Annotated in this window: 24 protein-coding genes; 7 read left to right on the top strand and 17 right to left on the bottom strand. The window is 61.3% G+C overall.

Translation table 11 applies throughout. From position 1 onward, the window contains the following. Positions 1-41 precede the first annotated feature (41 nt). The 3 genes from RRF64_RS05095 to RRF64_RS05085 all read left to right on the top strand — a co-directional run bounded on the left by RRF64_RS05095 (position 42) and on the right by RRF64_RS05085 (position 3,187). Positions 42-1,049, top strand: a complete 1,008-nt coding sequence (locus RRF64_RS05095) for a tryptophan--tRNA ligase (RefSeq protein WP_323844738.1) — start codon at positions 42-44, stop codon at positions 1,047-1,049. 162 nt (positions 1,050-1,211) lie between these two features. Then, a complete protein-coding gene (locus RRF64_RS05090) occupies positions 1,212-2,780 on the top strand; it encodes an AbgT family transporter (RefSeq protein ID WP_323844737.1) in 1,569 nt (522 codons plus the stop codon). A gap of 77 nt (positions 2,781-2,857) precedes the next feature. Further along, complete coding sequence (locus tag RRF64_RS05085; protein WP_323844736.1) at positions 2,858-3,187, top strand: DMT family transporter; 330 nt, start codon at positions 2,858-2,860, stop codon at positions 3,185-3,187. A 67-nt stretch (positions 3,188-3,254) separates the two neighbouring features. Here the strand turns inward: RRF64_RS05085 and RRF64_RS05080 are convergent, their stop codons facing one another. Together RRF64_RS05080 and RRF64_RS05075 are read right to left on the bottom strand one after the other, a co-directional pair. Continuing rightward, on the bottom strand, positions 3,255-3,752 hold the full coding sequence (locus tag RRF64_RS05080; RefSeq protein ID WP_323844735.1) for a GNAT family N-acetyltransferase: 498 nt from the start codon (positions 3,750-3,752) through the stop codon (positions 3,255-3,257). Between the two features lie 89 nt (positions 3,753-3,841). Continuing rightward, positions 3,842-4,846, bottom strand: a complete 1,005-nt coding sequence (locus RRF64_RS05075; RefSeq protein ID WP_323844734.1) for a mechanosensitive ion channel family protein — start codon at positions 4,844-4,846, stop codon at positions 3,842-3,844. A 300-nt stretch (positions 4,847-5,146) separates the two neighbouring features. Here RRF64_RS05075 and RRF64_RS05070 point away from each other — a divergent pair, with 300 nt between their 5' ends. Genes RRF64_RS05070 through RRF64_RS05060 form a run of 3 tightly spaced genes read left to right on the top strand, consistent with a single transcriptional unit; the run spans position 5,147 to position 8,340 of the window. Continuing rightward, the gene (locus RRF64_RS05070) at positions 5,147-6,421 is read left to right on the top strand and encodes a TonB-dependent receptor (protein ID WP_323844733.1); all 1,275 of its coding nucleotides are present in this window, start codon (positions 5,147-5,149) and stop codon (positions 6,419-6,421) included. Positions 6,422-6,448: 27 nt separating this feature from the next. Next, on the top strand, positions 6,449-6,868 hold the full coding sequence (locus RRF64_RS05065; protein WP_323844732.1) for an archease: 420 nt from the start codon (positions 6,449-6,451) through the stop codon (positions 6,866-6,868). Positions 6,869-6,906: 38 nt separating this feature from the next. Continuing rightward, a complete protein-coding gene (locus RRF64_RS05060; RefSeq protein ID WP_323844731.1) occupies positions 6,907-8,340 on the top strand; it encodes an RtcB family protein in 1,434 nt (477 codons plus the stop codon). Positions 8,341-8,346: 6 nt separating this feature from the next. Here RRF64_RS05060 and RRF64_RS05055 read toward each other — a convergent pair whose 3' ends face one another. The 4 genes from RRF64_RS05055 to RRF64_RS05040 all read right to left on the bottom strand — a co-directional run bounded on the left by RRF64_RS05055 (position 8,347) and on the right by RRF64_RS05040 (position 10,921). Further along, positions 8,347-9,675: a tetratricopeptide repeat protein gene (locus RRF64_RS05055; protein WP_323844730.1), complete on the bottom strand. Its 1,329-nt coding sequence runs from the start codon at positions 9,673-9,675 to the stop codon at positions 8,347-8,349. 9 nt (positions 9,676-9,684) lie between these two features. After that, positions 9,685-10,122 carry a hypothetical protein gene (locus RRF64_RS05050; protein WP_323844729.1) on the bottom strand — a complete coding sequence of 146 codons (438 nt, stop codon included), beginning with the start codon at positions 10,120-10,122 and terminating at the stop codon, positions 9,685-9,687. Between the two features lie 54 nt (positions 10,123-10,176). Next, positions 10,177-10,392, bottom strand: a complete 216-nt coding sequence (locus tag RRF64_RS05045; protein ID WP_323844728.1) for a hypothetical protein — start codon at positions 10,390-10,392, stop codon at positions 10,177-10,179. A 64-nt stretch (positions 10,393-10,456) separates the two neighbouring features. Further along, complete coding sequence (locus RRF64_RS05040; RefSeq protein ID WP_323844727.1) at positions 10,457-10,921, bottom strand: PH domain-containing protein; 465 nt, start codon at positions 10,919-10,921, stop codon at positions 10,457-10,459. A 245-nt stretch (positions 10,922-11,166) separates the two neighbouring features. On the opposite strand from RRF64_RS05040, the gene RRF64_RS05035 reads away from it, so the two are divergent. Then, positions 11,167-12,039, top strand: a complete 873-nt coding sequence (locus RRF64_RS05035) for a patatin-like phospholipase family protein (RefSeq protein WP_323844726.1) — start codon at positions 11,167-11,169, stop codon at positions 12,037-12,039. A gap of 24 nt (positions 12,040-12,063) precedes the next feature. Here the strand turns inward: RRF64_RS05035 and RRF64_RS05030 are convergent, their stop codons facing one another. The 11 genes from RRF64_RS05030 to RRF64_RS04980 form a co-directional block, all read right to left on the bottom strand. Next, complete coding sequence (locus tag RRF64_RS05030; protein ID WP_323844725.1) at positions 12,064-12,819, bottom strand: transporter; 756 nt, start codon at positions 12,817-12,819, stop codon at positions 12,064-12,066. A gap of 78 nt (positions 12,820-12,897) precedes the next feature. Further along, positions 12,898-13,323, bottom strand: a complete 426-nt coding sequence (locus RRF64_RS05025) for an MAPEG family protein (protein ID WP_323844724.1) — start codon at positions 13,321-13,323, stop codon at positions 12,898-12,900. Positions 13,324-13,372: 49 nt separating this feature from the next. Further along, positions 13,373-13,927 (bottom strand): DUF1415 domain-containing protein, encoded by a 555-nt coding sequence (locus RRF64_RS05020; protein ID WP_323844723.1) that lies wholly within the window; start codon positions 13,925-13,927, stop codon positions 13,373-13,375. A 13-nt stretch (positions 13,928-13,940) separates the two neighbouring features. Next, a complete protein-coding gene (locus RRF64_RS05015) occupies positions 13,941-14,477 on the bottom strand; it encodes a DUF2058 domain-containing protein (RefSeq protein WP_323844722.1) in 537 nt (178 codons plus the stop codon). A gap of 116 nt (positions 14,478-14,593) precedes the next feature. Further along, positions 14,594-16,195: an AbgT family transporter gene (locus tag RRF64_RS05010; RefSeq protein WP_323844721.1), complete on the bottom strand. Its 1,602-nt coding sequence runs from the start codon at positions 16,193-16,195 to the stop codon at positions 14,594-14,596. A gap of 243 nt (positions 16,196-16,438) precedes the next feature. Continuing rightward, the gene (locus RRF64_RS05005) at positions 16,439-17,533 is read right to left on the bottom strand and encodes a PaaI family thioesterase (RefSeq protein ID WP_323844720.1); all 1,095 of its coding nucleotides are present in this window, start codon (positions 17,531-17,533) and stop codon (positions 16,439-16,441) included. A 71-nt stretch (positions 17,534-17,604) separates the two neighbouring features. Further along, positions 17,605-18,681 carry a TerC/Alx family metal homeostasis membrane protein gene (locus RRF64_RS05000; RefSeq protein ID WP_323844719.1) on the bottom strand — a complete coding sequence of 359 codons (1,077 nt, stop codon included), beginning with the start codon at positions 18,679-18,681 and terminating at the stop codon, positions 17,605-17,607. Between the two features lie 96 nt (positions 18,682-18,777). Then, positions 18,778-19,149 carry a thiol-disulfide oxidoreductase DCC family protein gene (locus RRF64_RS04995; protein WP_323844718.1) on the bottom strand — a complete coding sequence of 124 codons (372 nt, stop codon included), beginning with the start codon at positions 19,147-19,149 and terminating at the stop codon, positions 18,778-18,780. Between the two features lie 29 nt (positions 19,150-19,178). Continuing rightward, the gene (locus RRF64_RS04990; RefSeq protein WP_323844717.1) at positions 19,179-19,739 is read right to left on the bottom strand and encodes a sugar O-acetyltransferase; all 561 of its coding nucleotides are present in this window, start codon (positions 19,737-19,739) and stop codon (positions 19,179-19,181) included. A gap of 13 nt (positions 19,740-19,752) precedes the next feature. Beyond that, the gene (locus RRF64_RS04985) at positions 19,753-20,361 is read right to left on the bottom strand and encodes an HAD family hydrolase (RefSeq protein WP_323844716.1); all 609 of its coding nucleotides are present in this window, start codon (positions 20,359-20,361) and stop codon (positions 19,753-19,755) included. A gap of 34 nt (positions 20,362-20,395) precedes the next feature. Then, the gene (locus tag RRF64_RS04980) at positions 20,396-21,139 is read right to left on the bottom strand and encodes an alpha/beta hydrolase (RefSeq protein ID WP_323844715.1); all 744 of its coding nucleotides are present in this window, start codon (positions 21,137-21,139) and stop codon (positions 20,396-20,398) included. Positions 21,140-21,144: the final 5 nt, after the last annotated feature.

The raw sequence follows: 21,144 nt of genomic DNA, 5'->3' as shown, positions 1-21,144 counted from the left end.
CCTCAGATTCCAGAAGAAGCAGCAGGGATTACCAAGGATCTATGACCAAGCAGCGCGTACTGACCGGCATCACCACCACCGGCACTCCCCACCTGGGCAACTACGTCGGCGCCATCCGCCCCGCCATCGCCGCCAGCCGGGAGGAGAACAACCAGTCTTTCTATTTCCTGGCCGACTACCACGCGCTGATCAAGTGCCAGGATCCGGAGCTGGTGCACCAGTCCACCCTCGAGATCGCGGCCACCTGGCTGGCCCTGGGACTGAACACCGACAATGTGGTTTTCTACCGCCAGTCCGATATTCACGAGATCCCCGAACTGACCTGGCTGCTCACCTGTATGACCGCCAAGGGCCTGATGAACCGCGCCCACGCCTACAAGGCCGCGGTCGACGCCAACCGCGCCGACGGCGAGGACTCCGACTTCGGCATCACCATGGGGCTCTACAGCTACCCGATATTGATGGCCGCGGACATCCTGATGTTCAATGCCAACAAGGTGCCGGTGGGCCGGGACCAGGTCCAGCATATCGAGATGGCCCGGGATATCGCCCAGCGCTTCAACCACCACTACGGCGAGCACTTTGCGCTGCCGGAAGCGGTGGTGGACGATCACGTCGCCGTACTGCAGGGCCTCGATGGCCGCAAGATGAGCAAGAGCTACGGCAACACCATTCCATTGTTCCTGCCGGAAAAGCAGCTGAAGAAGCACATCAACAAGATCAAGACCAACCTGCTGGAGCCGGGCGAGCCGAAAGATCCGGATACCTCCACGGTGTTCCAGATCTGGCAGGCGTTTGCCAGCGAAACGCAGACCGCGGAAATGCGCAAGGCGTTCGAGGAGGGCATCGCCTGGGGCGAGGCCAAGAAACAGTTGTTCGAGCTGATCAACGGTCAGATCGGTGAGGCACGCGAGCGCTATAACGAGTTGCTGGCGAACCCGGCGCAAATCGAAGTGGAACTGGAGAAGGGCGCGGAAAAGGCCCGCGTTTACGCGGCGCCCTTTATCGAGCAGTTGCGCTACGCAGTGGGTATCCGCAAGATCGGCTGACAGGCGCCGGACAAATTGTAGGGCCAAAGGGCCGTGAATGCGTGGAGCTGCGGGGCGGCACATGGCCGCGATCAATGCTAGTGTAATTCACGGATCGATCGCGGCCATGGGCCGCTCCTACAGCGAATTAATGAGAAAAACCAATAACAACAGGGATCAAATATGGAAAACATTCAGGCAAATCCCGGCTCGGCCAACGACGGCGTCGCCAAAAACGGCTGGGTTGACCGGGCGCTCAACTTTATCGAGGTAGTGGGCAACCGCCTGCCGGATCCGGCGGTGCTTTTCCTGCTGCTGATGATCGTGATCTGGGTATTGTCGTGGCTCCTGTCCGGGGTCAGTTTCGACTCGCTGCACCCGGCCACCGGTGAGGCCATTCAGGTTACCAACCTGCTTTCCGGCACCGAGTTTGCCCGCTTCCTGTCCGGCATGGTGACCACTTTCACCGGCTTCGCGCCCCTGGGGGTGGTGCTGGTGGCAATGCTCGGTGTCGGCGTGGCCGAGCAGAGCGGGTTTATCAATGCGGTATTGAAAAAACTGCTCGCGGTAACACCGCAGATGCTGCTGACGCCGATGCTCATTTTAGTAGCGATTGTCAGCCACACCGCGGTGGACGCCGGCTATGTACTGGTGATTCCACTGGGTGGAGTAATCTTCTACGCGGCCGGGCGCCATCCCCTGGCCGGTATTGCCGCCGCCTTTGCCGGGGTTTCCGGCGGCTTCTCGGCCAATTTCGTGCCCTCCGCCATCGATCCGCTGCTGCAGGGCTTTACCCAGTCCGCGGCGCAGATTGTCAATCCGGAAATCCAGCTGAACCCGCTCAATAACTGGTTCTTCACTTCCGCCTCCTGCCTGGTGATTACGCTGCTCGGCTGGTGGCTGACCGACAAGGTCATAGAGCCGCGTCTGGAAAGCGTCGCCATCGACGGTGACGAGAAAGATATGCCGGCGATTCACGACCTGGGCGGGCGCGAGAAGAAGGCGCTCTACCTGTCCGTCGCGGTGATGGCTGCGGGTATCATCGGGCTGGTGGCGTGGATGCTGCCGGAAACTTCCGCGCTGCGCGACGCCGGGGGTCAGTTGGCCTCTTTCAGCGCGCCGGCTATGAAGTCCATCGTACCGCTGATTTTCCTGCTGTTTATTATTCCCGGGGTGGTATTCGGCTATGCGGCCGGCAACTTCAGCAAGAGTAAGGACGTGATCGACGCGATGTCCAAGACCATGGGCTCCATGGCCTATTACATCGTGATGGCGTTTTTCTGCGCGCTGTTTATCTCCGAATTCGCCCGCTCCGGGCTCGGCACGCTGCTGTCGGTAGAGGGCGGCAGCCTGCTCGCCGCGATGAACCTGCCGGGCCCGGTCACCTTGATGGGCATTATCCTGCTGGTGGCTTTCGTCAATCTGTTCGTGGGTTCGGCGTCGGCGAAATGGGCGCTGCTCGCGCCGATCTTCGTACCCATGCTGATGCAGATCGGCTTCTCCCCGGACCTGACCCAGGCCGCTTACCGCGTCGGCGATTCCTCCACCAATATCATCACGCCGCTGATGCCCTATTTCCCACTGGTGGTCGTCTACTGCCAGCGCTATGTGAAAAGTACCGGGATCGGCACCCTGGTGTCGATGATGCTGCCGTACTCGCTGGTGTTCCTGGTGTGCTGGACACTGTTCCTGGTGATCTACTGGTCGCTGGGTATGCCGCTGGGACTGCAGTCGAGTTTCACCTATCCGTGATTAGCCGATTGTCTGCCGTAATTATTCGGGGGCCTCTGGCCCCCGAATTCACAAATGAGTAAAGGGAAAGACGGGACATGGCCTATCTCTATCTCGCCATTGCCATCATCACGGAAGTCGCGGCCACTACCGCGCTGAAAGCGTCAGAGCAGTTTACCAAGCCGATTCCGTCGCTGATTGTCGTGGTCGGCTACAGTATCGCCTTTTACATGCTGACGCTGGTGCTGCGCACCATTCCGGTCGGTGTCTCCTACGCGATCTGGTCGGGCATGGGCATAGTGCTGGTGGCGATCGCCGGTGCATTCTTTTACAAGCAGGTGCCGGATCTGCCCGCGGTTATCGGTATGGGGATGATTATCGGCGGCGTGCTGGTGATCAATGTGTTTTCCAAAACCGTCGGCCACTGACGCTCGCGCAAGATACCCGCAATTGCGCCCCTGCATTTACCGGCGCGAGCGGCGCCGCCGGTTGCGATTACTTTTCGGTAATGGGAAGTGTGAAGGCGGGGCGCAACATCTCGATGTGCGGGATACCGTCTTCGTCGTAGGGCTCGGAAGCCTGTACGAAACCAAACTCGCCGTAGAATTTCTCCAAGTGCTGCTGCGCGGAAATGCGGATCGGTGCGCCCGGGAAAGTTTCTTGGGTATGCCGAAGGGCGCGCCGCATCAGCTCCCTGCCAAGTCCCGTGCCGCGGGCGGAAGACGTCGTCAGTACCCGGCCGATGGAGGGTTCTGCGTATTTCTCCCCCGGAAATACCACGCGCAGGTAGGCGAGCAGCAGGGGATGGTCTGACTCTCGGTGCATGCCGGCCTGGTGCCAGCCGGCCAGGTGCCGGGACACCTGGTCCCTGCCATCGGCATCCTGGTAGGGGCAGTGCTGCTCCACGGCGAAAACCTCCTGGCGGGCCCTGAGAATCTCGTAGAGCTGCTCGGAGGAAAGTTCCGCAAAGCTCAGCCACTGCCACCGCACCATAGGTCACCGCTCTCTTTTAATTGCCGACGACCGAGAGGGTAAAGGGTCGCTGCAGTTTGCGAAACCCCATGGGCGCCTGAACCAAGCAGTTACTGATCCGCCTGCGCCTGCCAGCGCGGCCGGGAACTGCCCTCGCCGGATTCAGGCCAGCCCTCCCGCTGTAATTTGCGGTCGCCGTCCACGTCTTCGGTCTGGTCGTGGAACAGCTGCACCCGGGTTTCGAAGGGCATGTCGATCTGCGCCTCGTCCAGGGCCAGTTTGATCGCGCGTACTACCGCCGAGCCGATATGGGCGGTATCTGTCTGGCGACTTTCGTTCCACCAGCGCACGCGGATGGTGACCCAGCTGGCCGCCAGATCCCAGGGCAGTGCCTCCACCGGCGGTTTGGGCTGCACCCCCTCCACCTGGCTGACCGCCTTTACCAGCACCTCACAGGCCCGGTCGATACCGTCGCCGTAGCCGATACCCACATCGTATTCGCTGCGCCGCAGCGGATAGGCAGTTCTTACCACTATCGCCGTCGTGTAGATGTCGCTGTTCGGAATGACCACGCGCTGGCCGTCGTAGGTGCGAATAAAGGTCGCGCGGTTCTCAATCTTTTTCACGGTGCCTTCGAACTCGCCCACGCGGATCTGGTCGTTGACGTGAAAGGGCTCCTTGAGCAGGATCAGCAGTCCGGCGAGCCAGTTCTGCAGTATGTCCTTGAACGCAAAGCCGAAGGCGACGGAACCCACGCCCAGGCCGGCAACAAGATCGCCGGGGTTGAGGGTCGGCATCACGATGGTGGCGGCCAGCAGAAAGCCGATGCCGACCACCACCCACTTCACCAGACCGCCGAGGACCTCACCCAGATTTTCCCGCTGGCGCCGTGCCAGGTGGCGCCTGGTCAGATAACTCAGCAAGCTGCCGAGCAGATAGAGCAGCAGTATAACGAGCAGGCCGGCGACGAAATTGGGCGTATGGTGAATTGCGTCGGCGGTCCAGGTGTCGACTTTTTCGAGGGCGGACTCGAGGCCCCGATCCACCTGTCCGGGAAGATCCTTGATGGCCTCGGTACTCTCTTGCTGCGCGGCCAGCAGGCGTTGAATCGTCATCTATCAGTTTCCACCAGGCTGGCGTTACCGGTTCGATATTCGGCCTCTCACATGCGCAGTTTAGACGCGGCGGCGCATTCGCCGCGCTGGATTTCTTCCGGTGTCCGAACGCCTACCGCAAAAAAAAGCCGGCTATTCCGGGTGTCAATGAAGCGGGCGCTTTACAGGGTTGGTCTTTGAACTAAATTGCGAAAGTGAGCGTTTCGCAACGCCCTGCCATTTCCCGCCAGACAAAGGTAATCGCACAAGAAATCAGGTGTCAGAACTGTGTATCGTAAGATTTCGCATTGCATAGACTTATTGCTGCTGACTGCATTGATGGTCATTGCCAGCAGTGCCCAGGCTATACCGGAGTTTGCCCGGACTTATGACCTGAGCTGTGCGGCCTGTCACTCCGCCTTCCCCCGGCTCAACGCCTTTGGCGAGCACTTTGCCGCCAGCAACTACAAACTGCCCAACTGGCGCGAGAAAACGCTCGACATCGATGACAAGTACCTGGCATTGCCGGATCACGCGCCCTTCGCCGTGCGCGCCCAGGCGTTTATCCAGGGCCGCACCGCGGAGTTTGTCGATACGATCAGTGGTGAAACCATTCAGGCGGACAGCGATTTTCAATCGCCCTATCTGGTCAAGCTGCTGTCGAGCGCGCCCTTGAGCGAAAACCTGACCTATTACTTCTATGGCATTTTCGCCGAGAAGGGGGAAAACGGCTCCGTCATCATCGAAGACGCCTGGGTTCGCTACGACGATGTGTACTGCAGCAAGATCGGTATGCAATTGGGCCAGTTCCAGGTCTCCGACCTGATGTTTCCGCGGGAGCTGCGCCTGACGTTCCAGGACTACATGGTGTACCGCATGGCCAACATCACCTACGAACGCGGCATGCTGCTGGAGCGGGATTTCGACCCCTTCACGATCGCGCTGGGTGCGGTGAATGGCAACGGCATCGAAGAGAGTTTCAATATCAATAGCCCGGGCTACCGGCGCCCGGATCGCCTGTTCGACAACAACAATTCCAAGAGTCTGTTCGGGCGGCTCGGCGCGGAGATAGGCCCGGTGTCGGCGGGACTGTTCGGTCTCACCGGGAAGAGGGACGGCGCGACAGGTCCGGCGGGATTGGAGATCGGCGATGAGGACGCGGATGTCGACATCTTCGGCCTGGATCTGTCCGGAGGTATCGGCGACAAGACCTTCTGGTTTGCCCAGTATTTGTGGAACGATTGGGACAACTTCCTGCAACCGGAGTCCGGAGAGGAAATGCCGCAGTGGAGCGGGAATTCCAACTGGCACGGCGGCTTTGTCGGCATCGACTATATACACAACGAGCGCTGGGTCTTCTCCGTACTCTACAACTACGCCGATGCCGGCGATCTGGACGATACCGATACGATTTACGAGGGCATCAACATCAACACCCTGACGTTGACGGCCTCCTACTATTTCATGCGCAACGCCAAGGGCATTATCGAGGCGAATTTCGATTTTCTCGATGAGGAGGATCAGAGTGGCCTCTACTATACAGGGCACCTGACGAAGGAATACTACCTGCTGCTGGGTTTCGATGTGGCCTATTGAATACCGCATGCGGCGGACGGTGGCGCCATGACAGCACATTGGGAGCTTTTCAGTCACGAGGCGGATATGGGGTTGCGCGGTTTCGGTGCCACCCCGGCGCAGGCCTTCGAGCAGGCGGCACTGGCGCTGACGGCGACCATTACCGACCTGGAGCTGGTGGCACCGCATCAGTCGGTGGAGATCGAGTGCGAGGGCGAGGACCGGGAGCTGCTGCTGGTGGACTGGCTGAATGCACTGATTTACGAAATGGCCACGCGCAGGATGCTCTTCTCGCGGTTTGAGGTCGACATTGCGGGATCCAGACTGACGGGCAAGGCCTGGGGCGAAGCGGTGGACCGCAAGAGCCACAGTCCCGCAGTGGAAGTGAAGGGCGCGACCTACACCGCACTGCGAGTGGCACAACAGGAAAACGGCGACTGGCTCGCCCAATGCGTAATCGATGTGTGAGCACAGTGGTATGGGCACAGTGGTATGAGTACAGTGGCATGAGCGAAGAGTATCGGCTGAAGAGAGAATCTGAATTCAGTTGGCGCATCGACCCCATCGGCAAAATGCGCGTGCCCGGAATTATCTATGCCGATGAAGACCTGATCCGCGGCATGGACAACAAGGTGTTCGAGCAGTTGGCCAATGTGGCCAGTCTGCCGGGAATCGTCCAGGCGGCCTACGCCATGCCCGACGCCCACTGGGGTTACGGTTTTCCCATCGGTGGCGTGGCGGCGTTCGACGCCGACGAAGGTGGTGTGGTCTCTGCCGGCGGCGTCGGCTTCGATATCTCCTGCGGCGTGCGCGCGCTGCGCACCGGCCTCACCATCGACGAGATAGAGCCCCTCAAGAGGCAGTTGGCAGATGCGCTCTTCAGGCAGGTTCCCGTCGGTGTCGGCAGTACCGGCCGCATTCACCTGAACGACAAGGGCATGACCGCGATGCTGCGCGGCGGTGCGCGCTGGGCGGTGGAGCAGGGCTACGGCAATGCGGAAGACCTGCAGCATATCGAGGAAATGGGCTGCATGGCGGGCGCTGTGCCGGAGGAGGTTTCGGCGCGCGCGCGCAAGCGCCAGCAGGATGAAATGGGCACCCTGGGCTCCGGCAACCACTACCTGGAAGTACAGCGGGTCGCGGAAATTTACGACCCGCGCATCGCCACCGCCTTTGGTCTGAAGGAGAACGATGCGGTGGTGTTTATCCACTGCGGTTCCCGCGGCCTCGGCCACCAGATAGGCACCGAATTCCTGAAATACATGGTGCTGGCAGCGCCGAAGCACGGCATCGAGTTGCCGGACCGCGAGCTGGCCTGCGCGCCGATCAAGTCCGAACTGGGGGAGGCCTACCTCGGCGCCATGCGCGCCGGCATCAATTGCGCGCTGGCCAACCGCCAGATCATTACCCACCTCACGCGCCAGGTATTCGCCGAGGTGCTGCCGCAGGCGGACCTGACCCTGCTCTTCGATGTATCCCACAACACCTGCAAGGTCGAACGCCACCTGGTCGAGGGCAGGAAGCGCAATCTCTACGTGCACCGCAAGGGAGCCACCCGCGCCTTCGGACCCGGCCACCCGGATCTTCCCGAGACGCTGCGCGCGGTGGGTCAGCCGGTACTGATCGGCGGCTCCATGGGCACGGAATCCCATATCCTCGTCGGCTCGGAAAAGGGTGCCGAACTCTCCTTCAACAGCGCCTGCCACGGTGCGGGCCGCGCCATGAGCCGCCACCAGGCTACTAAACAGTGGCGGGGGCGCGCGCTGGTGGACGAACTGGCGGAGCGCGGCATCATTATCCGCAGCCCGTCGATGCGCGGCGTGGCGGAGGAGGCGCCCGGCGCCTACAAGGATGTGCGCGCGGTGGTGGATGCCGCGGAAAAGGCGGGACTCGCAAAAAAGGTGGCGCGGATGGAGCCGCGGGTGTGCATCAAGGGCTAAACCATCCTAATGGTCGCCGCCGGACCTGACCGCTCGCTGCAGGAAAAGGCGATTCACCGCGCTGTCGGGTTTCAGCGCGAGGCGCTCGCTGGCCAGTGCCTCGGCCAGGTCTTTCATGCCGGCGCGCAGTGCCGCCTCTGTCAATGTCCAGTCGGTGATATCCCGCTGCGCGTGGCTGCCGCCGAAACTGTTGGCGATAAAGCGGGCGCCGTGCAGCTTTTCGGCGGCCCTGTGGTAGTCGCCGTGCCAGAAGGCGGTGAAGCCCTCGAGCAGCGGCAGTCCGGTCTGCCAGGCCCAGCGGGCCACGTCGGTGTCATTGCTGCTGGCGGCGCGAATGGTGTTGGCGATTCTCTCCACTTCGTCATCGCGCCCCGCGCCGAGGAATGCCATAACCCCGTGCCAGTCGTTGAAGGGGTAGTGGCGGCCGTCCGCGTGTTGCTCCCAGGCGCGGGCCAGTTCCTGCCAGCGGTCGCTCACGTCGCAGCCCAGCAGGTTGAGACGCCACAGCAGCGCCGACGCATCCACCAGGTCCAGCGCCATGCTACTGTGTAGCCCGCGAATCGGACCGTCATAGATGGACAGCGCCTGTTCCGTCTGACCCAGATCCAGATGATAGAGGGCCTTGTGCCACCAGTTGTGTACACGAAAGAAGTTGTCTTCGCCGGCCCAGTAGGCTTCGCGGCTCGCCATCCAGTCGATGCCATCCTCCGCGCGACCCTGCATCTCCATCACATGGGAGACGGCGTGGTGCGCCCAGCAATCGAACGGTTCCAATTCGGTAGCCGTCTGCCCGTACTCCTCGGCGCGCTCGTAGTCGGCGCATTCCTCCAGGCCAAAAGCGTACATGCCCAGCAGCAGTGAATAGCCGGGGATCTCGGCGGACCATTGCGGCAGTACCCGCGCCAGGCGGTCGCGCAGATCGCGGGCACAGGCGCGATAGAAATCCATCAGGTGCCCGCACTGGATACCGATCAGGTCGTGCGGGTAATGGGCGTTGTGGTAGTCGAGCGCCACGGCAGCTCGGGTCCAGTTGCCGGCCATCAGTGCGGTGAGTACCGCGATATGGGACTCCGCGCGCGCATCCAGTGGCAGCGTCTTCGCGTGGACGACAATCTTCTGGGCCTCCAGCGAAGCGGCGGGTTCGGTGGCAGTGGCGTAGAGGTAGGCCTTGAAGATATGCGCCATGGCGAACTGGGGTGCGGCCTGTATGGCCCGTTCCAGCGGTGCAAACGGATCGCCGCGGTAGAGATTGAACGACTCGACGGATTCGGTGTAGAAGTCGGCGGACTCCGCTGTGGCTCCGGGCAGCGCATTGCCCTGTCGGTCGGTAATCATTTCGCCGTCCTAGCCGTCGCCGTCCGGTGTTGCGGATTTGGGGTCGATCTCCACATGCAGTGTGTAGTTGGCGGATTCGTCGCGGCGCGCCGCGCTGCGCATCAGGAAGACCTGCACCGTGTAGACACCGTCTGCCGGCAGGGAACCGGAGAAGCGTTTGCCTTTAATGGAACCGATAAACATCGCTTCCTGTCCGGGGCCCTTTCCCGGGGCATAGATATTGAAATAATTGCTGGCGTTGTCGGTCTCCAGCATTGCGCGCATTTGCTGCCCGGCCATAGCGCGCAGTCGGTAGTTGGCCGTGTCGTATCCGCTCAGTGCGCCGCGCACAATCGCGCTGCTGGCGCCGCGTTCGAACTGAATATCCTCCGTGCGCACTTCGTCGCCGTGAGCCGCGATACAGAAGAATATCAATCCATGCAATATGAATAGTCTGATGGCTGGCATACCTTTTCCCAGAGAACGGTAACCGCATAACCGTGCGATTTCTCGGCGCCTCGCTTAGTTCAGAAATAACGGCTGATGATCTCCCCGCAGAGAGCGAATGCGGTCTGATGTATCGACGATCAGCGATGTGCCGACAAAGACCAGACAGGAAATTATCGCGGCGAGATTGGCGGCGAGATTGGCGGCGACATTGGCGCGAAACCACCAGCGCAGCCAGTCCGGTTCGCGGGCGACGGCCGCAACGAGATCCGCCGGCATTGCATCAGTCATGACATGTGCTTTCCGGAGACTACCTGAAGAGTAAAGCACATGGATAGACTTGACGGTCTCGGAATCAGCCGGCGTCCCCTGGTGATACATTCGCAACGGCCCGATGGACCGCCGCGGCAAATTGCTCGGGTCTGTCCGGGGTGACGACCAGGGTGCGCGCGGGGAAGCGCAGTACCACCGCCCTGGCACTGTCGGTGGCAAAGGCGCGGTAGCGGCCCAGTCTCTCGTTGCGAAACAGGCCGATAATGCCGAACAGCCCGCCGTTGCCAAACAGGCGAATGGAAGCCCGCATCGCCTCCGGATCGACTTTTACCTCGGCCAAGTCTTGCAGGGGAATACGGGTCTTCCAGCCGGGGCGCAGGATCAGCAGCGTGCAGTCTTCGACGCCATAGCCGCGGATCGCGAAAAGTGCGCTCAGCACGAGGATCGCAGGCGGCAGCAGTATGGCCACCGAATACAGACCGGCGTGTCCTTCCGGAGCCTTGCCCATCAGCAGCAGTGGAATGCCGAGCAGTAGCAGGGCGGACAAAACCGTTATCCATTTCAGCTGCCGGTTCCAGGGTGCGCGAAAATAAACGGGTTGCATCGGCTGAAGCTCACGAGCAGAAATTATGTCAGGATTCCGGCCAATCATAACTTGACCACCGAGTTGGCGGCAAAGTTTGCGTCGTAAAAGGATTGGGCGGAAAAGCCAGTAAATCTGGTTGGATAGTCCGGGAAACTTGACTTTAGAATTGCATTCCAGGCGACAGATTTTTAGCGACGGTTTTGAACATGATGAAACCAGCTTCGGCAGATGGGGTTCGCTCAGCTCTGGTTGTGGAGGGCGGTGCAATGCGCGGTATCTTCGCCGCCGGTGTGCTGGACGCCTTTATCGAGTCCGACCACGCACCCTTTGACTTCGCCATCGGCGTATCGGCCGGCTCGACCAATCTGATCGGCTACCTGGCGGGCGATCACGGCCGCAGCCGCAGGATACTGCTGGACCACGCCCGCCGGGCCGATTTCATCAACTGGCGGCGCTATCTGAAGGGCGGGCATTTCTGCGATGTCAGCTGGTTGTGGCACGCTTCCTACGATGAAGTGCCGCTGAACGTGGCGCGCTACCTCGACAATGCCGTGCCGCTCTATGCCGTGACCACCAGCATCGACAGCGGCGAGGCCCGCTACCTGCGGGTGACGGCAGAGAATATGCACGAAGTTTTCCCCGCTTCCTGTGCCATTCCGCTCTTTTACCGCGATTTTCCCCGCGTCGACGGCGAGCCGATGACCGATGGCGGCCTGGCGGATTCCATCCCCGTCATCCGGGCGTACGAGCAGGGGGCGCGCGACATCACGGTGGTATTGTCGCGGCCGCTGGGCTACCGCAAGCACGAGAGCCCGACCCCGAAACTGATGAAGCAGTTCTTCCACGACCACGCCCGCCTGTTTGAAGCGGTGCTCGACCGGGCCGGGCGCTACAACCGGGCACTGGATTTTATTCAGTCGCCGCCGGCCGACTGCCGTGTAACCGCGATTGCACCGCCGGCAGAATTTCCCGTAAAACGCTTCACCCGCGAGGCGGAGTTGCTGGAGCGGGGATACCAGTGCGGCCGGGCACTGGGGTTCGAACATTTGCGTGCGGATGCGCTGGCCGAATCCACCTGAATGGGTTGTCGCTGCTCGCGGCATTCACTCGATAAATACAGAGAAGCCAAACCCCGCCTGCAGATCGTTCGCGGCGGAGTTCAGTCCGAAGTTTGCGTAGAGATCCAGTTGCACATTGTCGACGACCATCCAGGTCAGCCCGCCACCGGCGAGGGCCCGGTCTCGCCGTTCGAAGCGCGTGACTGCCAGCTCCAGGTAGGCGCCGCTACAGGCATTGATGGCCAGACTGTAGGAAGGGGAGATAGTGATGGCCGACTCGCCGCCGATGCGATCGACATTGACGTAGAGCGACAGCGAACGGTCGTTGCGCAGTTGCCATTGCAGCGAACTCCCCAGCGAGTAGATCGTATCCTCCGGGCTGAAAGGCGCATCGCCGGTGTCGAGGGTACTGCCCCCCAGCAGGGCCCAGGAGAGTGTCTCGTTTGGTGCGGGCAGTGCAACCTTGAGGCTGATACCGGTGCCGCTGGCACCCTCCACCTCGCGGGCAGGGCCGCGCCCGCCGGTACGCAGGTAGTTATAGGGCGCGTGAGAGAGTTGCAGTTCCAGTTTGTCGCTCAGGCCGGCGCGCATCAGGGCGTCGGCACTGTATAGGATCTGGGTGACACCGCCACTCTTTTGCCTGACCATGTCGGGCAATCCCTGTTCCCAGGCGAAGGTGCGGGCGGGCAGTGTAACCGGGGAAAACCCGGTACCCGGCCGGTCGAAGGGCGGCGTCTCGGCGCCCAGCGGGAACGCGAGCGGAAGCGCCGTGAAGGCGATCAGCAGTCGGGTCTTTCGCATGGGGGGCATTGCAGGCGCTACCGGCGACAACTACAAGCAGCCTAGTCAATAACGGCGAAATGGCCATCGGCCTGCCGTTCAGAACAGGCTCCGCAGGGCGTTGAAAGTCAGTCCGAACAGCATCAGCGTCGACAGCACGAAAATCCCGAAGCGCACCTCTATCTTGTTGACCAGTGCCTGGAACAGACTGTGAACGACCCGCGTCACCACGTAACCCCAAGCGAGCAGCAGATTGCTTCCGCTGCCTTCTCCCATCAACGCCAGGGCCAGGGCGATGGCGTAGAAAATCGTGGGCTGCTCCATCAGGTGGTTGTAGTTGTCCGCCTTCCAGCGCACTGCGGCGGGCAGGGCGTTCATCTGCTCGCCGCGCGGCGCCTGCGAATCGAGCGTCATATGCGCCCGCTGGATGGCCGGCAGGCGGGTGGCGTACATCCACAGCCACATGAGCAGTGACCAGGCGACCAGGGCAACCACCGGTGCGAGGATGGGACTTTGATCTGGCATTTTTGTGTTCCTTATTGTTTTAACTATGCTGCCGAGATGTGGAAATTCGCTATCGGTCCCGGGCGAAAAGATAGGGGAACAGCTGGCGCTTCTGTTCGGCGGTCAAGCCCCCGACCCGGCGGATATTGTTTGCGGGAATGGACTCCGGATCCGGGTAATTCCCCAGCAGCCGCTCGACGCTGGCCTCGCGCAGCAGGTGCAGAATCGGATAGGGCGCGCGGTTGGTCAGGTTCTCCTCGTCCTCCGGCCGGGTACCGGCAAACTGGTAGTCCGGGTGGAAGCTGGCCAGCTGGTAGATGCCGCTGTAGTCGTGGCGCTCTATCAGCCATTCGGCCAGTTCGAGGAACTGGTTGAAATCGGCAAAGTCCTGCAGGTGGTGCGGCACGATCAGCAGGGTGGTTTCCAGTTCTTCTGCGGAGGTGCTGTCCAGCAGCTGCATCTCTTCGAGCAGCTCCGCCATCAGCGCTTCGTCGTCCCGGGTATCGCTCACCTTGTAGCGGATCTGACCCGCCCGCAGCGGTTTGCGCGCAAACGGACACAGGTTCAGGCCGACGACCACATCCCGCAGCCACTGTTGCACCGATTCGACGATCTGCCGCTCCACGACGATCGCCCGCTTACCACATCAGGTCGTCGGGGATCTGGTAATCCGCATAGGGATCATCCTCGTCCACTGCCGTCGTATCGGTCGCCGTCCGCACTACCATGTCGGCATCGCGCTCGGCGATCTTGTCGGCAATGACACGCGGTACCAGCTCGAACTGTTCCCCCAGGCCAACGATGACCAGCCTGCCCGCGGCGAGGTGATCGCGCACGGCTTCACTGACGTAAAGCGATTTGATTTTTTTAGCGAAGGTAAAATTGTAGGCAATATCGCCGTTGCCCTTTGGCTGCCGGTTATTTGCCACCAGCTGTTTGATCTGCGCGGCAATGGCCTTCTTCTGCGCGGCGGCATCGCGCTCGGCGTTCAGGGCGCGGTCGCGGGCAGCCTTCTCGGCGCGGGCTTGTTCCACTGCCGCCTTGGTTTCATCGACCTGCGGCTGCGCGGACTTCTTCGCGACTTTCTGTTGCTTGCGCTTTTCCTTGCTGATCTGTTTGGCCTTCTTGCCGTCGACGAGACCGGCTTTCAGCAGTTGGTCTTGCAGTGAGCTCATGGCGGGTAATCCGGATATTGTGCCCCAGGGGGCGTTAAACAGAGTAAGTAGGCGCACTTTAACGGAAATCATCGCCGCCGGCAGCCGGCGCAGGCTGCCAGGGCGGCGACCGGTTGTCAGCTGCCGTAGTAGGTCGCGGCGCCGGGACCCACCGGCATGCCGAGTGCGAATACCCAGATAAAGAACAGGGCGGTCCAGCCGACGAAGAAAAAGATCGAGTAGGGGATCATGGTGGCAATCAGGGTACCCATGCCCAGGTCTTTCTTGTAGCGGGTGGCAAAGGACACGATCAGGCCGAAATAGCTCATCATCGGTGTGATGATGTTGGTGACCGAGTCGCCGATGCGGTAGGCGGCCTGAATCACTTCCGGCGCATAGCCCAGCAGCATCAGCATGGGTACGAAGATGGGCGCGGTAACGGCCCACTGGGCCGAGGCGCTGCCCAGCGTCAGATTCACAAATCCGCACATCATGATGAAGAACAGGAATACCAGTGGGCCGGTAAGGCCGATGCTCTGCAGTGCATCGGCGCCCAGCACCGCGAAAATGGTGCCCAGGTTGGTAATCTTGAAGAAGGCCACGAACTGCGCGGCGAAAAACACCAGCACGATATACATGCCCATGGTGCCCATGCTCTTGGACATGGCATTGATCACATCGCGGTCATTGCGCATGGTCCCGGTCACGCGGCCGTAGACGAAACCCGGCACGGCGAAAAAGACCACGATCAGCGCGACTATGCCCTTCAGAAAAGGCGAGCCGGCGACTTCGCCCGTCTCCTGGTTGCGCAGCACGCCCCACTCGGGGACGATCGAGATCGCCAGCAGTATGCAAACACCCAGCACTGACAGACCGGCGTATTTCAGACCGCGCTTCTCGGCGGCTGTCAGCTCACCCATCTTGTCCTGGGACAGGTCGACGGAAGCCTCTTTCGGGTTGTACACACCCAGTTTCGGCTCGACGATGGCGATGGTCACCCAGCTGCCGACAATGGTGATCAGGAAGGTACTGGCGATCATAAAGAACCAGTTCACCTCCGGGCCAACAGAATAGGTCGGGTCGATCATATGGGCGGCGGATTCGGTGATACCGGACAGCAGCGGATCCACGGTTCCCAGCAGCAGGTTGGCGCTGTAGCCACCGGAGACCCCGGCGAAGGCCGCGGCCAGGCCCGCCAGCGGGTGGCGGCCGAGGGAATGGAAGATCATCGCCGCCAGCGGGATCAGCACCACATAGCCCAGCTCCGAAGCGGTGTTGGACATGATGCCGGCGAAGACCACGATAACGGTTACGGTGCGCCTGGAGGCCTGCATCACCAGGCCGCGCACGGCCGCGCTCAGCAGTCCCGAGTGTTCGGCCACGCCGACGCCCAGCAGCGCCACCAGTACCGTGCCCAGCGGCGCAAAGCCGGTGAAATTGGTCACCAGACTGGTGACGATAATCCGCAGTCCCTCGCCGCTGAACAGGTTGAACACCTCGATCACGCCATCCGGCGCGCGGCCGGCGGCCCCCAGCGGGCGCGGATCCGCCACCGCCAGGCCGAAATAGGAAGCGATGCCACTGACGATCACAACACCGATGGCGAACATCGCAAACAGGGTGATCGGGTGAGGCAGCAGGTTGCCGAGCCACTCTACGGTATCCAGGAAGCGGGTGAATGCCTTTCTCTGCCCGGGGGATACCTGTGACTGTTCGCTGGAAGAGGTGCTTGTCGTCATCAAACTTTCCTTTAGCGTCGTTTAGCGTCGTTCTTGTTCTGGCAACCCGCACTGCGTCCAGGCCTGCCCTCGGCGGGCGCATTGATTAAAAAATGCGCTAAAGGGTGGGGATGATACACAAAAAGGCGACACTACAGAATGCCTGCCTTAAGAGGGTGGTCGGACAGGGGCGTGTGACTGCGGCCGGTCTGTCCGTCTGAGTTCCGCCAGTGCCTGGAGCCAGTGCCTGGAGCTGAGGGCCGCTCAACCGGAAGTGGGCTTGCGCACGGTTGCGCTGGCGATGATCTCCTCGGGCTTCTTCCCCTCGCTCAGCATCCGCGCGCCCCCGGGGATCACCAGCGCTGAACCCGTGGCCATGGCCACGCGCTTGCCCTCGGCGTTATCGATATCGCAGGAACTAACCCTAAGCTGCCGGCCGCGGTGGTGGATCTTGCCGGTCAGTGTGAGGTCGCCGCTGTTGATGGTGGCCGGGCGGATAAAGCGGATGTGCATATCGAGGGTGGCGAATATGTCTCCCGCGGGCAGGGTGGAATAGACGGCGGCCCCCATGGTGAAGTCGGCGGCCCAGGCCAGCAGGCCGCCGTTGATGGAGAAGCTGCCGTTGGAGAACCAGGGCGAGGAGGGAATGGTCGATTTGCAGAAACCGTCACCTATCTCCCGCGCTCTGTAGCCGGTCAGTTGCCACACCGGATGGCTGCGCCCCTTGCTGATGGTCGCCTGCTGCAGTTCAATCGGGACCTGCTTGCCGAACTTGCGCAGATCACAGAAATTCGACTCGGGCGGATCCCGCAGAAATGGATCGGGCGGTTCATCGGGGCCCAGATCCGGCTCTTCGAACTGCTCGTCGGGGTCGACCGGGAAATCCGCGATCAGGCAGCGGGTACTGCCGAAGGCCAGCATACGGCCGTCCTGGTCGGTGATCTGCACCGTCGACAGGCCCACCTGGCTGCCCGAATGGACCGTCGCCGCGCGCCCGACCATATTGCGCGTGCTCTCCGTCAGCGGCCGGATAAAGGACATGTTCAGCTCGGAGGTGGTCAGCACCTTGCCGGCGGGCAGGGTGGTCCAGATGGCGGACGCCAGTGGCGAGTCGGCGAAGAGCGCGTAGATGCCGCCCCAGTAGATACCAGTACCATCTGCCAGCCAGGGCGTCACCGGCATGGAAAAGGTCGCCTTGCCCAGGCCCGCCTCGGTGGGCAGCATGCCGGTCAGGCGCCAGACGGGCGGCCCGGGCAGCTCGCAGTGAATGTAGCGCTTGAATGTCTCCAGCCCCGGTTGCTGCAGCGCGCGCAGGTCGCCAATGGCACCGCGGTGGGGCTCGTCGGTGATGTAATCCATTCCGCCACCCTTTCCTATTTCCTGTTGACTTCCAAGCCGGTGCCGCGTGGGGGTGCCACGCTCAGTATCTGTCAGCGGTTGCCCCGGCTTTCCTTGTCGCGCCGCTCACCGAGCACCGAAACCGTTATGCCGGCGGACAGGATCGCCAGCACTACTGCGAGTAAGTACAGATTAAAGTGCTCCCCGAGCGCAAGTTTCAGACAGCCCGCCAGCAGCATCTTCACGCCGACGACCAGCAGCACCAGGGCCAGGGCCGCCTTCAGATAGCGAAACCTGGCCACCATGCCGGCCAGGGCGAAATACAGCGAGCGCAGACCGAGCACTGCGAACACATTGCTGGTGAATACCAGGAAGGGATCGGCGGTGATGGCGAAAATCGCCGGGATGGAATCGACGGCGAAGATGACGTCGCTGGTTTCCACCACGATCAAGGCCAGCGCCAGTGGCGTCAGCAGCAGTGCTCCGGGGCGGGCCCTGTCGACGACCGGATCCGGCTCGGCTGCCTCGCCGGGGACCTCACCCTGCCGGGACGCCTCTGAACCGGCGCGCAGGACAAATCGCTGGCCATGCAATTTGTCCGTAATTGGAAGAATTCGCCGCGCCAGGCGCACCAGCATATTCCTGCCCGGATCTGCCGGTTTGGATTCGAGGAACAGCATCTTGAGCGCAGTCAGGATCAGGAAGATCGCAAACAGGTACAACACCCAGTGGAACTCCGCCACCAGCCTGGCCCCCAGCGCGATCATGAGCCCGCGCAGCACCAGGGCGCCGAGAATCCCCCAGAAAAGCACCCGGTGCTGGTAGCGCCGGGGCACGCTGAAGTAGTCGAAGATCACCGCGATGACGAATATGTTGTCCACGCTCAGCGATTTTTCCACCACATAGCCGAGCAGGTATTTCTGCGTGGCCCTGGCGCCGCTGTTCAACAGGCCGTCCACCGGATCCGGCACCGTTCCCAGGCCGAGCAGCTTGTTCTCGTAGGCGAAATAGACGAATACGGAGAAGGCCAGCCCCAGGCCGATCCACACCGACGACCAGATGGCGGCCTCGCGTATACTGACGACATGGGCCCTGCGGTGAAATACACCCAGGTCCAGCGCCAGCATCAGCAGCACAAAGCCGATAAATGCGATCCAGATCCAGATCATGACGGGCGCAACTTCTCCGTCGGTTGGGGCCAAAGCCCGTTATATAGACGAGTTGCCGGCGCCGTGCGCGGTAAGGCATCCGGCAACCGAGTTGCTCTACCAGTGCTTTTTTGCCCGGTTCCACCGATAGAGAGCCCTGGCAAACAGGTTGTACAAGCCGCCCAGCACTGGTTTCGCGACAGGAGCGGAGGCCAGCCTGGCCTTCCAGGCTTCACCGGGTGAGTTGCGCCAGATGGCGATAAACGCGTCCCAGCCCACCCGCAGTCGGCCGTTTTCATCGATCACATGCAGCCGCTCGCGCACAAACTCGAGGTCGGCGTCTACGTCTTTGGCCAGTTCGTTGTCCAGGTGCACGTCCTGCCATTCGACCGGACAGCCGCGCATCCTGCCTTTCTGGCTCTCGATACCGGCCCTGCACACCGGGCAGGCGGAGTTGAAATAGACTCTGATGGTCGGCCGGTCATGCATTGCGGGGCATCCTTCCTTTTCTGGGGCGGTCAGACGCTCCTGTTAATAGCCCTGGCCGGTACACCGCCCACAGTTTTTCCGCTGGGGACATCTCTGGTTACCACAGCGCCGGAGCCGACAATCACATCGTCGCCGATGGTGACCCCGGGGTTGATGATGGCACCGGCACCTATCCAGACATTGTCGCCAATGGTAACCGGGCGGCCGAACTCCAGGCCGCTGCGCCTTTCGAGCGGATCGGTGGGATGCGTCGCGGTCAGGATGCTGACCCGCGGCCCGCACAGGCAGTGGCGGCCGATGCGAACTTCGCAGACATCCAGGATGATCAGATCGAAGTTTGCGTAGAAGTTGTCGCCCAGGTGGATGTTGTAGCCATAGTCGCAGCGGAACATCGGCTCAATCGTGCAGTTTTCGGGTTTGCTACCGAGCAGCGATTGCAGCAGCCTCTCGCGCAGTAACCGGGCATCCGGTGCCGAGTGGTTGTACTCGTGGCACAGCTGGCGCGCCCGCAGGCGCTCCTCTGCCAGCATGGTATCCGCTGCGTTGTAGAGATCTCCGCGCAGCATTTTGCCTTTTTCAGAATCGCCCACTGGCTGCCTCCCGCTAATCCGTCAGTAAGCCAATTGCCTGCAGATGGTTTTTTACCTGATCGAGAGAGCAGGCTTGAAGACCATGGATTCCCAGTTGCCTGGCTGCGTTCACGTTGGTCAGGTTGTCGTCGAAGAAGATTACCCGCTCCGGCGGCACTTTCAGCCTGTCGACTACATGGCGGAAGGCGCGGGGATCCGGCTTGGCCAGCGCCATCTGGTGCGAGGCAAAGATCTCGCCAAAGTACCGGGATAAACGGAATTCGTTAAGCAGGCGCGGCCAGTGCAGGGCATTGGTATTTGTGAGCGCGGCGAGGCGATGGGTCTTCTGCAACTCCAGCAACAGTTCGTGAGCGCCTTCGCAGAGCCCGATGGGCCATTGCGTGAACTCCCTGAGGATTTCTGCGGTGCTGACTTTCAGGCCGAGATCGATCTTCAGTTGCCGGGCGAATTCATCGCCCGTGATCTCTCCCCGCTCAAATCTCTGGGCCGTCTCGGAGCCGAACCAGGCGGCTATGCCAAACTGCAAATGATCCTGCAGCCACTCAGGCGGCAAGGGGCTCGGTTTCAAATCAACCAGGACACCGCCAAGGTCAAAAAGCACAACTTCGATGTCGGCGTTCATAATTCAGTGAAATATTTTCTGTTGAAACATATCGCTAGGATTTCTTGTACAGCCAGTCCAGCCCCTGAATCGCCGCGGTCGGGAAGGCTGTCTCGTGCGTGGCTTCCGGGATCAGCAGCAGCTTGCTCTCCAGCCTTATGCCCTTTGTACTGTCGAACTTTGCCTGCAGCCGTTTTGCGCCGGCCACCATGTCGTGAATCGTATTGCCGCTGGCCGGAGTTTCCTGCTCGCCCACGGCGATAAAGACTCTGCGTTTCTTGTCTGTGGGTGTTGCATCCATTGTCAGGATTACGTCGTCATCAAACCAGACGGACGGACTGCCGAGAATATAGTTGTCGAACATATCGGGCCGGGTAAGCAGCATATAGGCGCCGAAGAGGCCGCCGAGAGAGTTGCCGACGAAGGTCCGATCGCCAGTCTTGGTGCGGTAGTTGTTGTCGATATATGGGAAAACTGTGTCGGCAATAAAGCGCGCGTGGTTGGCGGCATTGCCGGTCAGCGATTTCCAGTCGCCGTCCCGCGTCGGCGTGTAATCCCGGAAGCGGCTCGACTGGCCGCGGGCGCCCTTGGAATAGGAGATGCCCACGATAATGGCCTCCTCCATTTTTCCAAAACCCATCGGGTAGCGCGTGGCGCCGGAGATGATCTGGAAGGCGTACCAGGCATCGGTCAGGTAGATAACCGGATAGTGACGCTGCGGGCTTTCCGTGTAGCTCCTCGGCAGTTTGATAAACAGCGGGTAGATGCGCTGGCTTTGTGGATCTTGCAGTTCGACCACCGAAC

The organism is Microbulbifer magnicolonia, assembly GCF_035117725.1.
In the GTDB taxonomy this organism is placed as follows: domain Bacteria; phylum Pseudomonadota; class Gammaproteobacteria; order Pseudomonadales; family Cellvibrionaceae; genus Microbulbifer; species Microbulbifer magnicolonia.
The sequence above is the reverse complement of the archived record's forward strand: the minus strand, read 5'-3'. Positions and strand labels throughout refer to the sequence as shown.